At 50.7% G+C, this 889-nt stretch carries 1 rRNA gene; it reads right to left on the reverse strand.

Annotated elements, in window-relative coordinates:
* Positions 1-889 (reverse strand): 23S ribosomal RNA (locus A9G13_RS01430); the annotation flags it as partial.

Here is an 889-nt window from a genome sequence, read left to right on the forward strand (position 1 = left end):
AATTAACCTTCCAGCACCGGGCAGGCGTCACACCGTATACGTCCACTTTCGTGTTTGCACAGTGCTGTGTTTTTATTAAACAGTTGCAGCCAGCTGGTATCTTCGACTGATTTCACCTCCATCCGCGTGGGACTTCAATTAACATCAGCGTGCCTTCTCCCGAAGTTACGGCACCATTTTGCCTAGTTCCTTCACCCGAGTTCTCTCAAGCGCCTGAGTATTCTCTACCTGACCACCTGTGTCGGTTTCGGGTACGATTGCATATAACCTATAGCTTAGAGGATTTTCCTGGAAGCAGGGCATCAATTACTTCACTGCCTTAGCAGCTCGTCATCACGCCTTAGAGTTTTAGTGACCGGATTTGCCTAATCACACCCCTACACGCTTAACCCACCATCCAATAGGTGGTAAACCTAGCCTTCTTCGTCCCCCCATCGCAGTTATACACAGTACGGGAATATTAACCCGTTTCCCATCAGATACGCCCTTCGGCCTCTCCTTAGGGGTCGACTCACCCTGCCCCGATTAACGTTGGACAGGAACCCTTGGTCTTCCGGCGAGCGGGCTTTTCACCCGCTTTATCGTTACTTATGTCAGCATTCGCACTTCTGATACCTCCAGCATGCCTCACAACACACCTTCTACGGCTTACAGAACGCTCCCCTACCCAATACACTTGCGTGCACTGCCGCAGCTTCGGTGCATAGTTTTAGCCCCGTTACATCTTCCGCGCAGGCCGACTCGACTAGTGAGCTATTACGCTTTCTTTAAATGATGGCTGCTTCTAAGCCAACATCCTAGCTGTCTAAGCCTTCCCACTTCGTTTCCCACTTAACTATGACTTTGGGACCTTAGCTGGCGGTCTGGGTTGTTTCCCTCTTCACGACGA

Source organism: Gilliamella sp. wkB178 (genome assembly GCF_001690705.1).
In the GTDB taxonomy this organism is placed as follows: Bacteria; Pseudomonadota; Gammaproteobacteria; order Enterobacterales; family Orbaceae; genus Gilliamella; species Gilliamella apicola_K.